At 46.8% G+C, this 13,913-nt stretch carries 9 protein-coding genes; 5 read left to right on the top strand and 4 right to left on the bottom strand.

What is annotated here, in order from left to right:
• Positions 1 to 343 precede the first annotated feature (343 nt).
• The gene (locus MLD56_RS05560; RefSeq protein ID WP_029516083.1) at positions 344 to 1,843 is read right to left on the bottom strand and encodes an alpha-glucosidase/alpha-galactosidase; all 1,500 of its coding nucleotides are present in this window, start codon (positions 1,841 to 1,843) and stop codon (positions 344 to 346) included.
• Positions 1,844 to 2,107: 264 nt separating this feature from the next.
• Here MLD56_RS05560 and MLD56_RS05555 point away from each other — a divergent pair, with 264 nt between their 5' ends.
• The 5 genes from MLD56_RS05555 (at position 2,108) to MLD56_RS05535 (ending at position 8,563) form a co-directional block, all read left to right on the top strand.
• Positions 2,108 to 2,953 (top strand): Cof-type HAD-IIB family hydrolase, encoded by an 846-nt coding sequence (locus tag MLD56_RS05555; protein ID WP_029516082.1) that lies wholly within the window; start codon positions 2,108 to 2,110, stop codon positions 2,951 to 2,953.
• A gap of 229 nt (positions 2,954 to 3,182) precedes the next feature.
• A complete protein-coding gene (locus tag MLD56_RS05550) occupies positions 3,183 to 4,181 on the top strand; it encodes a substrate-binding domain-containing protein (protein ID WP_029516081.1) in 999 nt (332 codons plus the stop codon).
• A complete protein-coding gene (locus tag MLD56_RS05545) occupies positions 4,178 to 5,593 on the top strand; it encodes a sensor histidine kinase (protein ID WP_039269403.1) in 1,416 nt (471 codons plus the stop codon). The genes MLD56_RS05550 and MLD56_RS05545 overlap by 4 nt, the downstream gene beginning before the upstream one ends.
• Before the next feature lie 4 nt (positions 5,594 to 5,597).
• The gene (locus MLD56_RS05540; protein ID WP_029516080.1) at positions 5,598 to 6,935 is read left to right on the top strand and encodes a response regulator transcription factor; all 1,338 of its coding nucleotides are present in this window, start codon (positions 5,598 to 5,600) and stop codon (positions 6,933 to 6,935) included.
• Between the two features lie 227 nt (positions 6,936 to 7,162).
• Positions 7,163 to 8,563 (top strand): sugar porter family MFS transporter, encoded by a 1,401-nt coding sequence (locus tag MLD56_RS05535; protein WP_029516079.1) that lies wholly within the window; start codon positions 7,163 to 7,165, stop codon positions 8,561 to 8,563.
• 545 nt (positions 8,564 to 9,108) lie between these two features.
• Here MLD56_RS05535 and MLD56_RS05530 read toward each other — a convergent pair.
• The 3 genes from MLD56_RS05530 to MLD56_RS05520 all read right to left on the bottom strand — a co-directional run bounded on the left by MLD56_RS05530 (position 9,109) and on the right by MLD56_RS05520 (position 13,912).
• Positions 9,109 to 9,915 (bottom strand): hypothetical protein, encoded by an 807-nt coding sequence (locus MLD56_RS05530; RefSeq protein WP_029516078.1) that lies wholly within the window; start codon positions 9,913 to 9,915, stop codon positions 9,109 to 9,111.
• Between the two features lie 125 nt (positions 9,916 to 10,040).
• On the bottom strand, positions 10,041 to 13,463 hold the full coding sequence (locus MLD56_RS05525) for a phage baseplate assembly protein V (protein WP_209950046.1): 3,423 nt from the start codon (positions 13,461 to 13,463) through the stop codon (positions 10,041 to 10,043).
• Positions 13,464 to 13,483: 20 nt separating this feature from the next.
• On the bottom strand, positions 13,484 to 13,912 hold the full coding sequence (locus MLD56_RS05520) for a DUF4280 domain-containing protein (protein ID WP_029516076.1): 429 nt from the start codon (positions 13,910 to 13,912) through the stop codon (positions 13,484 to 13,486).
• Position 13,913: the final 1 nt, after the last annotated feature.

Genomic DNA, 13,913 nt, shown 5'->3' with positions numbered 1-13,913 from the left:
TAAATTGAATAAATTAAGGACTACATTATTAATTAGGCATATGAATTGCCACCCTAGTGGTTCATCAAGGCCCCTCTTTTTCTGAAGTCGGTTTCTTCATTTGTTGAACATCCCTGCTATAACAAGCTTTCAGGAGATTTAGGATCGACGGCAAAAGAGCAAATTCATAAAAAGCAAGACCGTATTCTTTAATTTCCGTCAGCCTAAATCGACAATGATAAACTCCAGCACGCCAACTATGCCAAATCGTTATATCTATCGACAGCAAAAGGGTGTTTTCAGGCCCTCATAGCCGTGAAAACACCCTTTTATTGTTGTGAAGTCAATCTCTGCCCTTGTTGTTCTACACTTTTTCGCGATCCTTGCCCTTGTCGGATTGCCCTGCATTTTTATTGGCGGCATCCCGATCCAACTGCATTTCTTCAACCGTCTTCACCTTAAGTCGTGCTGCTCCCTCATAAGGCCGGGTTGGAATCAGATCGCCTGCAGCCAAACGTTGGCGCGCCTCGGCAATCGCTGCTCCGTATTGCGGCAGCCATGCTTCCTGCGCCACCAGCATTTCATCAACCATCTGCCAAATTTCTTTCGGATTACACACCGCGCCCACTAGCGGATCCATCATAAAGGCTTGCCGCAGCAGCTTATCATCTCCGTGTACAGCTGCTTCGACAGCCAAACGCTGGACGGAAATACTTACATTGCAGACGGCAGCAGGACCGAGCGGAAGGTCTCCTACATATGGCATGGAGATACCATTTCGATCCACATATCCAGGCGCTTCAATAATCGCATCGTCCGGCAAATTGGAAATCACACCGTTATTTACGACATTAAAATGCCCCCGGTATACACGTCCGGTTTCCAGACCTTCGATAATGTATGAACCATGCTCTTCACCGCGATTTTCCGCCTTGTACTCCAATGGCTCTTCTTTCATCCAGTTGGGGAAATCTGTTTCAAACCAATTACGTCCTTCTGTACATACACGCAGATAGCCGCCTGTTTCTCCGTTGATCCAGCTGCCTAGATCAATCCAATCCATAATTTCATTCGGACGCTTCCGGTACCAAGGTACATATTCACTTAGATGACCATTTGACTCTGTGCTGTAATAGCCAAAACGGCGAAGCATGTCGATGCGCACCTTTTCGGTACGGCTATATTCGGGATGTTTTTCAAAAGCCTCCAGCAGCCCGGCTGTCAGATCCTTGCCTTCATGTGACGCCTGAATGTACCACGTCTGGTGATTGATTCCGGCGCACACAATGTCCACATCCTGCTTCTCCAGACCATACACCTCGGCAATTTGGTGATGCCCATGCTGTACGCCGTGACATAGACCGATTGTACGCACACCGCTGTATTTATTACAGGCCCACGTCATCATTGCCATGGGGTTCGAGTAGTTCAGTAGCAATACATCCGGTGCACTTAGCTCGCGGATATCCTTGCAGATGGCCAGCATTTCAGCAATACCACGCTGACCGTACATAATCCCTCCTGCAGACAGTGTATCGCCCACGCATTGATCCACGCCATATTTCAGCGGAATATCCACATCGGTTGCAAAGCCCTCCAGCCCACCAACCCGGATCGTACAAATGACGTATTTGGCATCCTTTAAAGCTATCTTACGGTCCGTAGAGGACTGTATTTGTATGGACAAACCATTCTCGCGAATATCCCGCTGGCACAGCTCAGTAACCATATCCAGATTGTGCTGACTGATATCCGTAAAAGCCACTTCAATATCATTAAATTCCGGCACCGATAACAGATCTCGCAAAATTCCACGGGTAAAACCGATGCTTCCTGCTCCAATAAAAGCTACTTTAAATGACACGGCATTCAACCTCCGGTAATTAGAATGGGTATATACCGTCATTGTAGCAATAGGCCTGTGGAAAGCGTTATCAAAATCATGACCAGTTTCGTATTTAGGTGTCAAAAATCCTAACTTTCGCGTGATCAGAGGGTTTCCCATTTCCATTTTGATCCATCCCGTTTCTCTCTTTCTATCTAGTGTTTTTTCAGTTCAATATGTACTTTAAGTGCGGTAAATGTAGTAACATAAAAGAAAACATTGGAGAGCAAGGAGCAGCCTAAGATGAACAAAAAGATTATCTTTTTAGATATAGATGGAACGCTAGTGAATGATGATGGTATGATTCCCGAATCTGCAAAAACAGCATGTATCGAAGCGAGAAAGAACGGACATCTGATTTATTTATGCACTGGCCGATCCAAAGCGGAGATTTATGATTTTATCATGGAGGTCGGTTTTGACGGGATCATCGGAGCTGGCGGGGGCTTTGTAGAAATCGAAGGCGAGATGTTATATCACCACAAAGTATCGGATGAAGATGTTAGACATATGGTCGATTACTTTGATGAACATGATTTGGACTTTTATTTGGAATCGAACGGGGGACTGTTTGCGAGTAAAAACTTTCTGCCCCATGTGGAACGGCTTATCTATGGAGATGTGGACAATGATCCCGTAGCCAGAGAAAAAAAAGAACAACGCCCGCATCCTTTTATCACCGGCCTAACTATAGGAGAGGACAACCTGTACCGTAGTGACGTGAACAAAGCATGTTTTTTGGAAAATAAAAATGTTCCTTTTGAACAAATCAAAAAGGAATTCGCAGGGAAATTTGAGGTTATTCAATGTACTGTATCTGCTTTCGGGCAAGACAGTGGTGAGCTAATGGTTCCCGGTATTCATAAAGCCGTAGCTATTGAAAAGCTTATTGAGCATTTGGGAAGATCCCAAGAAGACACCATTGCTATCGGAGACGGGATGAACGATGCTGAAATGATTGAATATTGTGCACTAGGAATTGCCATGGGAAATGCCAAACCGGACCTCAAAGCCATTGCAGATGACATTACGGATGCTGTGGATGAAGATGGACTGTTTCACAGCTTTAAAAAGCATGGTCTGATTTAGTGAGGTTATTTTTATATACTTAAGCCCCTGAAGCAGTTTCTGGACTTAAAAATGTCCTAATCCTACTGGTAGGGGCCTATCTCCAATGCTATCTTTCCACGGAATTCATTTAGTGCCTGCTCGACTTCCATCTCCTCAATAATCGCGCTTATGCTGGCGATAGCTGCCTACGCTTCTTTGGTTACTGTATAATGAGTTAAGTCTCTAAATATTTACAAAGGAGCAAGACATGTCAAACCGTAAATGGACATTTATCCTTATCCCAGTCTTCCTGCTATTTGCCTGGCTGCTCTTTCAGTTCACTCTGTCTTCCTTTCAAATCCACCAATTTGCAGAACAATTGAAGACGGTTTCACCAAACGACGGGGGTTCCGATACAAAAGTGGTATTGATATCGCAAGAGCTAGACAATTATTACTGGCGGTCCATTGAACAAGGAGCCCGAAAAGAAGCGGAACAGTACGGTATGCGGCTCGATTATATCGGTCCAGACCGCATTAATCCGTCCGAGCAGATCAAACTGCTGGATAAAGCGATCGCTGCCAAGGCGGATGCAATTCTGGTTCAAGGGATAAATGATCCGGAGTATCGACGATTAATCGACAAAGCAGCCGGACTTGGCATACCTGTCATCGCGGTCGATACGGACGAACCGGACTCCCGAAGGCTGGCTTACGTCGGAACGGATAACGAAGGAGCAGGAAAACAGATGGGCGCGCTATTAGCGAAAGCCTCTGGAGAGCGTGGCGACATTGGAGTTATGATCAGTAGCGAGCACGTCGAGAATCAGCGACTCAGGCTTGCCGGATTTCGCTCCGTGATCAGCCGCTATCCCAATCTCCACATTGTGGAGATTCGCTCCTCAAATATTTCACGGCTTCAGGCAGCCCAGCAAGCTCAAAACATGCTCGCCCGATATCCGCAGATCCGCTACATGGTCGGATTCAGTGCGCTGGACGGCCTTGGCATTCTGGAAGCCTCGGAGCGGCGCGGCGCGCGGAATTTGCAGATTTTCGCTTTTGACGATATGGCCGAGACGTTGGAAGCGATCAAAGATCGCAAAATCGAACTGACCCTTGTTCAACAGCCAGAAGAAATGGGGGCTAAGGCCATAAAATTGCTGAATGATTATCTAAAGGGGAATGATCCCCAGCAATTAACATACACCAGGGTATATGAAGTGCATGCGGACACTCCCGACAACATGTCCGGAGATGACAGACGATGACGATCAGAACGAAGCTGCTTCTGTTCATCCCTCTTCTAGTTGTGTTCGCCAATATCATCGCTTATTTTGTATTCCAAAGCGGAAAGGTCGTACAACAGAGCTACGATGAAATGCTTGGCCGCATTCTCCTCATCGAGCAAACCTCCGAATCGGCGGAGAGCAACTTAAAGCTCCTATATGCCTATCTGCTTAATCCAAGGGACGATAAGGCTATGCAGGGTCCGACAGAATACCAATTAATGCAGTTGAAAGGCAAAATCCAAGAAGTCTCCGACTCGACCGACCCTTCTTTCGCCGAGGAGGACTACGTGAATTTGTTGACCACATTTCTTGAACAGAAACAAGCCGCAGTTCTGGATGCAAATACACAAGATCCTCAATCGGCTTTTGAACATTATATTGAAGCGGAGAAAACCGTCAGCTATATTCATGAGGAGGGACAGCGACTGATCGATGCTGAACTGGCCTATTACCGGCCGATCATCGAGAACATTCGGAACAAAAATGAGCGAATGAACGTTTTAGGAGTGGCATTGTTCGGCATGAACGCGCTGATGGGGGTTTTGCTTGCAATCTGGATCTCGCGCAGCATTACTGGCCCTGTCGGCAGACTTGTCGGACTGGCGAAGCGAATCGCTACAGGTGATCTGAATATCAAGCCCCCACCGCGACGGGATGACGAGCTAGGCGTACTGTCGGACGCCATTTCGCAAATGTCCGCCGATTTGAGCATCCTCATTGAGAAGGATAAACAGAGTCTGGAAATGCGGCGGCTTGTGAAGGAACTGGAGCTTCTGGCTCTGCAAAATCAAATTAATCCGCATTTTTTATTCAATACCTTAAATGTGCTCTCCAAGCTGGCGATCCTGGAAGGGGCGGAGAAAACCAGCGACCTGATCGTCTCGCTGTCCAATCTACTACGGTACAGTCTGCAGAAGCTGGACAAACCCGTAACTCTTCAGGAGGAACTGGATCATATTCGCGAATACGTGACCATTCAGCAGGCGCGCTTCCGGGACAGAATTCTCTTTAATCTGCACTTTGACGCTTCCGTTCTTCAGCAGCAAATTCCGGCCTTGACGATCCAGCCATTTATTGAAAACGCTTTTCTTCATGGTGTGGCAGATATGGAGGACGGAGCCATTATCACGTTGACGTTGTCGCGAGCGAACGAGGATGTACAAATTGAAATCTCAGACAACGGAAAGGGTATGACGGAGGAAACCCGACTGTCCGTGCTCCGTCTTGAAGGCAAAGTCGAAAGTGACAGTTCAACAGGACTTGGAATGCAAAATGTGTTTAGGCGGCTGCAGTTGTTCTACGGAAAAGAAGGAATGGTTGAAATCAGTAGCAGTACCGGACGAGGTACTACCATAACCATACGAATTCCAGTCAAGAAGGAGAGTGAGTAGACTGATGTATCGGTTGTTAATCGCGGATGACGAGGCTTTAGAGAGAGAAGGACTGGAATTGACAGTGGAACGGGCGATGCCGGGGATATTCCGGTTTATTCATGCTGGCAACGGTCGCATGGCGATTGAATGTGCGGAAGAGCACCGTCCCCATATTGCGATTCTGGATATCAATATGCCCGGAATCGACGGGCTTGCAGCGCTTCGTGAATTAAAGGAGCGGCTTCCCGATACCCGATTCGTGCTCGTCACTGCCTACGATTATTTTGCCTATGCCCAGAAGGCGCTCTCTTTGGGCGTAAAAGAATATATTCTGAAGCCGGCGAAGCGAGAACTGATCATCGGCACACTGAAACGACTGATTGAAGAAATTGAGTGCGAGAAGCGAGCACGTACGGAAGAATTGGAGCTTAGGCACAAAATCTCACAGCTGATGCCGCTCGCAGAAAATGAGCTGGCTTTAATGCTTATGGTCGACCAGACAGTGGATTCGAGCGCTTCCCAGCTATCAGAATGGCTGGACTTTCCTCTTGATCAGGGAAGCGCCATCATTGCCGCCTTTGACGGATATCCGGACGAGCAGGATAAAAAGAAAATTTACGATCATTTCCGAAGCTATGTAAAAACACATGGCCCGAATGCCATTGTAAGCTCCCTGATCGACCATCATGTAGCCACTTTTTTATGCAAGCCGCCTGCCACCAGCGAAAACGACTGGCGCCAGTTGGTTAAACACCTCGTTCAGCAGCTCTCCGAGCTTGCCCACCAGCAACTTGGCATTAAGACGGCCATTGGAATCGGATCGCTGCATAGCGGCGAGGAAGGACTTCGCAAGTCCTATTTCGAAGCCGTTTTTGCCTCCACCCTACGCAAGCGGGATGGAGGTTACTGCCACTTTGACGAACTGAAGTCGTCAGAGGCTGGAAACGCTTCTGTGCTTGCCGTCAAAGCGGAGAATGGAATGCTTCAGCAGACGTACGTCATGTCAGCACTGCAACGGATACGCGAACAGCGGGAGGTTCAAACACTGACTATGCTGGGCAGAGCGAAAATGTATATCGAGGAACGATTCAACGATGAGCTTTCGCTGGAAGAAGTGGCTGATTTTGTCCATTTGAATCCCCACTACTTCAGTAAAATTTTCAAACAGGAATACGGAGAGACGTTCATCGACTTCGTAACCCGGCTACGGATTGATAAAGCTATTTCTCTGATCAAGGAGGGTAACCTTGCTCTGAAGGAAATCAGCTTTGAAGTGGGTTATAAGGACCCAAACTATTTTAGCCGTGTCTTTAAGAAGATAACGGGGGTTCCTCCCACTGAGTTCAAAAGCCAAAAATAGTAGAAATTCATCCATGCCGACCATCGGCATGGATTTTTTTAAGCTCGAATGACAAGGTAATGCTAGATTTAGCTCCTCCGTCTCCAATTCGAGAACCGAAGCCAAAATCGTGCGTGAAAAGGTCCGTTTATTGAAGACGATAACCGGCCTTTCTTTTATAAGCGCATGTTATACTTCTCCTCGAAGAACGGAATGAGGTTTTAGGAATCTGGAGGGGAGATGATTATATGGGAGTAATCATTCATAATGAAAGCGCTCAACAGAAAGCGCTTCAATCAGAAAAACCCAATATGCTTTTTGTGACGCTGGTATCCATCGTAGCTGCGCTTGGAGGCATATTGTTCGGTTTTGATATCGCGGTCGTTTCGGGAGCAGTTGAATTCCTACAGCAGCGTTTTTCGCTGAGCGAATTTCAGGTTGGTTGGGCGGTGTCGAGTCTGATTGTAGGGAGTATCACGGGAGCGGCTCTCTCTGGCTACATGAGTGAAAGGATCGGTAGAAAAAAGGTATTACTGGCCGCCGGATTTTTATTCGTCGTCGGCTCGATCTGCTCTGCGCTTCAAGACTCGTTCACCGGGTATGTTATCTTTCGCATGATCGGCGGCATTGGCATAGGCATCACTTCCACCGTTTGTCCGGTGTACAATGCGGAGATCGCTCCTGCCAAATACCGCGGCCGTTTGGTTGCTTTAAATCAGCTGGCGATCGTAACGGGCATTTTCCTGGTTTATTTTCAGAATTCGTGGATCGTCAGCCTGGGGGATGAAGCCTGGGGTGTCTCAACAGCCTGGCGCTGGATGTTCGGAGTGGGAGCTGTTCCAGGACTGATCTTTATGCTCTTGATGCTCTTCATACCCGAAAGCCCGAGATGGCTTATTAAACAGAATCGGCCTTATGAAGCGTTGCCGATATTGCTGAAAATTCACGGTGAAGAAGCCGCTAAGCAGGAAGTGCTTGATATCAAGGAATCATTCAAAAATGAGAACAACTCATTGAAACAATTGTTCGCTCCCGGTATTCGGGTCGCTCTCTTTATCGGTGTCATGCTCGCCATTATGCAGCATATTACCGGCATCAATGCCATTTTGTACTACGCGCCGGTTATCTTTAAAGGAATGGGACTCGGTACAGACGCTTCTTTGACCCAGACCATCTGGATCGGGTTGATCAATGTGTTGTTTACCATCGTGTCTGTATGGCTGATCGACAAAGCGGGACGAAAAATCCTGCTGATAATCGGCACCTCGTTGATGACCTGCTGTTTGGTCATTATTGGAGCCGCATTCAAAATGGGTTTGACCACCGGACCGCTCGTACTCATCATGATATTGATCTACGTGGCCTCCTACGCTATATCGCTTGGGCCAATCGTATGGGTCATGATCTCTGAGATCTTTCCGAACCGCATTCGCGGCAAAGCTGTAGCCATCGCTTCGATGGCACTATGGGCCGGTGATTATCTGGTATCGCAGGCATTCCCTCCTCTGCTGAGTTCAGCCGGTCCGTCCAATACCTTCTGGTTATTCGGAGCCATCTCGTTATTCGTCGTAGTCTTTATATGGCGCAAGGTTCCCGAAACCAAGGGGAGATCACTTGAACAGATGGAAAATATGTGGCTTGGGAAATGACCCAACTTTAGCTCTCAAAAAGCCCAGCACTGTTATAATGCATGAAATCACACGGCCTCTGAATTCATACCGACCTAAATCGGTAATGGTTCAGAGGCTTCTTGTTGCTTATGTGTAATTTATCCTCCTGCTTCTCCTTTAATCACTCGAAATTATGATGGGCAGTTTTTGATTAATGGATAGCGACGACGTAGCGTTGACTAACGCCAACTGTTCGCACAATTCCTTAGCTTGCTGGCAGTAACCACGAATTTCATCCATAAGCTATTCGTATGCTTTATGTGCCTATGTAAGCAGCCCCATCTGTTGAATGACTTGTTCACGTTTTGTCATTTAGTTCAGCTCCTCAGCTCATTTTCTGCAGGCAAAAAAAGCTCATTCCTACTCAGGGTTCAAGTTGGGAAGAGCTTTTGAAAATTTATCAAGTGTTTGTTTGTTGGTTGTATTGTACGATCTTGTTACTGGAATTGTAAAGAAATTACCAAACTATTTAAAGAATTATCCCCTTTCATTCCTTAACATTTTTTTATTGTCAAAGAATTATACTACTCTGGCAAAGTAAAAATAACATCAAACGGATTCCTATCCTCAAAAAATTCCGAGTAAAGCTTTGTAGCTAGTTCTGGAGTCAGATTCGTCTTATTCCATAATAATCCGCCTAATTCCCTCAATATTTCAGCTTCCTTCGGGGTTACTATTTTAGATTCAATTATAGATTCCGTACTTTTTGGAGTTACCCACGCCCAATCGTTTACGGCCGCTTCAGTATAAGGATATCCGAAGGTTAACGCACTTATAGATGCATATTTTGAACACAACGGATGAACAATTAACAAAAATGCTCCAATAATCCATGAACGGTACCCTATTTTTTGTTGTAACCGAACCTCTTTCGCAAATGACTCAAGTTGTTGTGAAAAGGGCTGAAGAGACTTAGGGACTGGTCCCCACTTAGATTCGTCCATTAATACTAATATTTCAAAGGCAAGTTCTTTATCTACATTTTCGGCTAGTTTTACAAATATCTCATTACATCCATGATTATTAAATGAATTTAAACAGCTGACTGCATCCTTGACATAAGTCGCACCTTGTGCGATCAGTTTTATATACTCATCTAAGAGTTCATCATCACCATTGAAATCTGGAGAATTAACTATGGTTTCGATTAAAAGTACTTTCGCACTATCTTCCTTAACCATAGGAATTATGCGCACAAGCTGAGTATAGTAATCATCTACTAATTCTTCTAAATTAGCATTAGTCTTTAGTAACCTTAAAGCATCTTCTAAGAGATAATTATCTTCGTCTAAAAGAGCATTCGCTATTAATTCTAGAATCCTTTTAATCATCTTTTTTCATCTTCCATTCCGCTTAAAATAGTATCCATATCTTCTTAAAGGCTGAAGCCTACCATGGATAATTTCCTTTTGCTGGTGCTTCTCTACTTAAATTTTAAAACTCGCCTTTCCTAATTTTAATGGTTCTGAATAACTCTCCATTCTATCCCATCATCTACTTCTTTATAAAGAAGCCTCATAACGTTCGTTATTCCAGTAGTTTTTTTCTCATCAATAATGTCGAGGCTAGTCCATCCATCATCACGGGGGTGTTCTCTGTACTTATCGGAAGCTAATCTTTGGGCTGCATTTGGATCCCCATTCCTGCGTGCTGCAAGATCGTCTAGATGCTGATGAGCTAGTTTCTTTTCACCTTGGGTAAGATGCCTACGTACAGGTTTCTGCGTCTTTTTAGCTACCCTTATATCTAATGGAATCAAATCATTAAGTCCCCCTCTAGGGTTCTTCATATTAGCATGCTTAATTTTTAACAATTGTTCAGGTGAAGGATTCCCCGTCCCCTCTGGTATCTTAGGATTCCCCTTAATGCCCCCTGCTCCTTTTGACATGCCGCGAGATACAATACCAAGAGTCGGACGGGTGCTCTGTCTTGATTGGAAGATAGATGCGGTGGAAATTATGAGTTCGAACTGTGCTTGAGAAATTGCGCTCTCTAATGCTATCTTCCCACGGAATTCACTTAGTGCCTGCTCGGCTTCCATCTTATCACTACTTGTAAGATGGGCAAACCATTCTTCAAAAGTCTGTTGTTGCTTACCCTTGTATAAATTTTGATACCATCGCCTTAGATCAGCTTCAGCTTGTTCTTTTTCCGCTTTTTTGGCTCCTGCATTCATCACAGTTTCTAAACGAACATCTGGCTCTGTTTTTCCTTTTAGCTCGGGATTTACTGGCCTAGGGTACGGATCCTTTTTATTTAAAATCAGCTCTACGAAGGCCCACTGGGCTTTTGTCTCCGAGTTACTTTCTACTTTACTCGTTTGTGTTAGCCTTGCAAACCAAGTTTCAAAATCCCTATTTGGATTAAACTTATAATATCTTTCATACTCATTCCTTAATCTTTCTTTTTCTTCTAAAAAACCTGTTTCTCCTTCACGCATCACCATTACATTCTTAACATATTCCTCAAATTCAAGATTTCTATTTTGGTCATTTTGATTAATGGAACCAAATTTCTCATCAAGAATTTTCTTCGCTCCGGTGGCATCTAAGGGTTGTAACTGTTCAACTTCCTTATTCCGCCAACCTTTTCTCACTTCAAGCGGAATTTTGTGATACTCCGTGTTCAGCTTGTCCATATTATGGGCTAGATTTTTCGCTAGCTCCCCTAATGATCTGGAACTAGCGATGTTGCGGGCTGCCGTCCATACTTTGCCTCTGTAAGCGGCGGCGTAGCGTTGTCCGACACCGCTCTTTTTATAAGCAGCTACCCGGCGGTTAAAGGCTACGGCTTCCCGCGCCAGATTCCTTCCGGCCAGCACAGCCCAGCCTCCTGATGGCACGCCTGCCAGCATGGATAAACCAGCGGCCGCATACTTCAAGGCACGGGTTGATCCTCCCTTGGCAACGTCGCGGCGAATAGAGGCGAGCTTGCTGCTCACTATCCGGGCAGGCGTTCCCAATACGGGAACCGTACCGATGATACTCAGCGCCTTCTGAGCTACGTTCAGCATACCGCCCAGCAGGTTTGCCTTGGGCGATGCAGACGCAGCGGGGGAAACACCTACCTTCCCAGGCTTGCTGCTCCCCGAACCCTGTTCACTCGGAGAACCTCCTCCTGCCCCGCCAGTACTCTTCGGCGCGTGGGCGGCCTGATACGCCTTGATCGACATCAACGGCGGTTCTGGCACGGGCTCCAGATCAGCGACGAAAACCGGACGCTTGATTATCCCATCCAGCTTCACTCGCGACGAACGAATATCCGTCTCTCCGTCTATCACCATACTACTGCTACCTGCTTGCAAATAAATGGCCTCGTTTGCCGTAATGTCCAGTGTGTCCTCCGCGTGGATCGTTAGCCCCCGTTTGGCCGCAATTGAAAGCGTATGGTCACTGTGTACCTGTATTCCCTTCGCATCAAGTGAAATATATACGCTATCCGTTTTAGCCGATACCAGCAACTCTTGCGCGCTTAGCTTAACCAGCTTGTCATGAGGAGTGCCCCAGTATTTAATGTCCGGATTGCCTAACTCGGGTATAGGCTTGCCACTGCGCCTCACAGACCTGGCTGCAAAACCATCCGACTCCTGCAAAGTCGGGAACTGTACCTGCACCATGTCTCCTTTTTCGGGCATCACATACCAGCCGCTATGGCCCTCTGCACTATAGCCTGTTGCATAGGGGAGCCAGCATGCCTTTTCCCGTTCCTGTACAGCATCTATGGTGAGATGTACACGTACCTGATCCCGCTCAACTTCCAGTACCTGGCCCTCTAGGGAGGCCCCTCTCACTGAATGGTTCCAGATCGGCTTTTGCCGAATTTCATCTTCAGAAACCAGTGTATAGGTATGTAAAAACAACCCCCGGTCCATCCGGGACACGATATCCGCAACGAGCAGTTCCTTGCCTTGAAAAGAGAGTACATCTCCCGGGCGGAAATATCGTGCACTCTCCACAGTATAGAACGTACCATAGGGGGTGTTGGCTTCGTTATGGCGCATACCGATTTGAATCCCCGGCTGTCTTTGCCAAAGGTCTGCTCCTCCAGGCAATGCTCTACCCATGAAGCCATCCACGCTGACAGCAGATAGTCGCTCACTGCTGCTTGAATCACTCCAAAAATATTTTATTCCGTCGTCCACATGACCCGATCCTGGAAGAGGGCCGCCAAGGATTGCTGCGGCTTCGTACACCGACGATGCTCCACATGACAAACCGTCCCCGTCAGAAAAAGCCCCATCTGCGCCGACAAAGCTTTTTCTTGAACGATACGGGACCTCATCCAGTGTTGCGGGTCGCCCCTCGGGAATACCGAACCAGAACTTGGGGGCATCTGCGGCAGCCTCAGGCACAAGCACAGCTCCAAATCTGGAAGCCATCCTTTTCAAAAATGCCCAGTCTGTTTCTCTGTACTGCAATGTCAAAGCGCCCAGTTGAGCACCCCCGCTGACCGTATCAATCACATCTGCGCCTGTATAACCAGTAAGTACCTGCTTCAGCAGCTGCCCATACGTCATGGTATGATTTTGAAAAGACCGGGTCACAGGCCTCACATCGAGCCGAATCGTATGTGATATGGCCTCTAACTGTACGTAATGAATACCGTGTACCTGCTTCAGCGTGATACGCGTCATTTGTCCATGAAACAACGTACGCAGCCGCTGGCCATCCTTGTCCTTTTCGATGACTTCAACCGGTTCGGCTTCACTCTCTAACTCCATAAACCGTTCCTGATTTTCCTCCGGCACGATACCACTTACTACCAAACGCACATGGTCGCCCAATCTACGCTCAATACGAATGTCTGTCATGGTTTGCAGCGGAACTTTACTCAGTAATTCCACATGACGGTAACCGGATGTTTCCTGCACCTTGTCCATTTGATGAGAAACCCCCACTATCATTCCAGATTCTGCCCGTCATTTTCAATCGTTATTGCTCCGCAATACAGGCAGGCATTGGTACAATGCTCCAGCAAGGCAGGCTGTCCCTCGACGAGCACATCCTGCTTGCCCCCAATCCAGGGTCGAAGAATGACCGGAATACAAGGCGCCTTCTTCACACCGAAAATGTCCACCATCTCGCTATTTTGAACCGCCGGATTGGCCGAGCTAAAACAGTTACCAAACCCAGATATATGAACTCCCGGTTCGTGATCCCCCACATTCATCTGGGCCTTGTCCTTGATGTAAACACCGTGGCTAAACGGACGCTTGAGCCGGGTGGGTTGTGTACCACGGTTGCATTTCAAAATAGCCCCTGCAACCACATATCCTTTTTTTGCACCTGATCCGGCCTGAATGGTCATGGATGCTTTTTCTTTTGCCATG

This window comes from Paenibacillus peoriae, assembly GCF_022531965.1.
GTDB classification, from domain to species: Bacteria; Bacillota; Bacilli; order Paenibacillales; family Paenibacillaceae; genus Paenibacillus; species Paenibacillus polymyxa_D.
The sequence above is the reverse complement of the archived record's forward strand: the minus strand, read 5'-3'. Positions and strand labels throughout refer to the sequence as shown.

Excerpts from the sequence above, each read along its gene's own strand:
- MLD56_RS05555 (WP_029516082.1), top strand. The coding sequence starts at position 2,108 with ATGAACAAAAAGATTATCTTTTTAGATATAGATGGAACGCTAGTGAAT.
- MLD56_RS05550 (WP_029516081.1), top strand. The coding sequence starts at position 3,183 with ATGTCAAACCGTAAATGGACATTTATCCTTATCCCAGTCTTCCTGCTA.
- MLD56_RS05545 (WP_039269403.1), top strand. The coding sequence starts at position 4,178 with ATGACGATCAGAACGAAGCTGCTTCTGTTCATCCCTCTTCTAGTTGTG.
- MLD56_RS05540 (WP_029516080.1), top strand. The coding sequence starts at position 5,598 with ATGTATCGGTTGTTAATCGCGGATGACGAGGCTTTAGAGAGAGAAGGA.
- MLD56_RS05535 (WP_029516079.1), top strand. The coding sequence starts at position 7,163 with ATGGGAGTAATCATTCATAATGAAAGCGCTCAACAGAAAGCGCTTCAA.
- MLD56_RS05530 (WP_029516078.1), bottom strand. The coding sequence starts at position 9,915 with ATGATTAAAAGGATTCTAGAATTAATAGCGAATGCTCTTTTAGACGAA.
- MLD56_RS05525 (WP_209950046.1), bottom strand. The coding sequence starts at position 13,463 with ATGGACAAGGTGCAGGAAACATCCGGTTACCGTCATGTGGAATTACTG.
- MLD56_RS05520 (WP_029516076.1), bottom strand. The coding sequence starts at position 13,912 with ATGGCAAAAGAAAAAGCATCCATGACCATTCAGGCCGGATCAGGTGCA.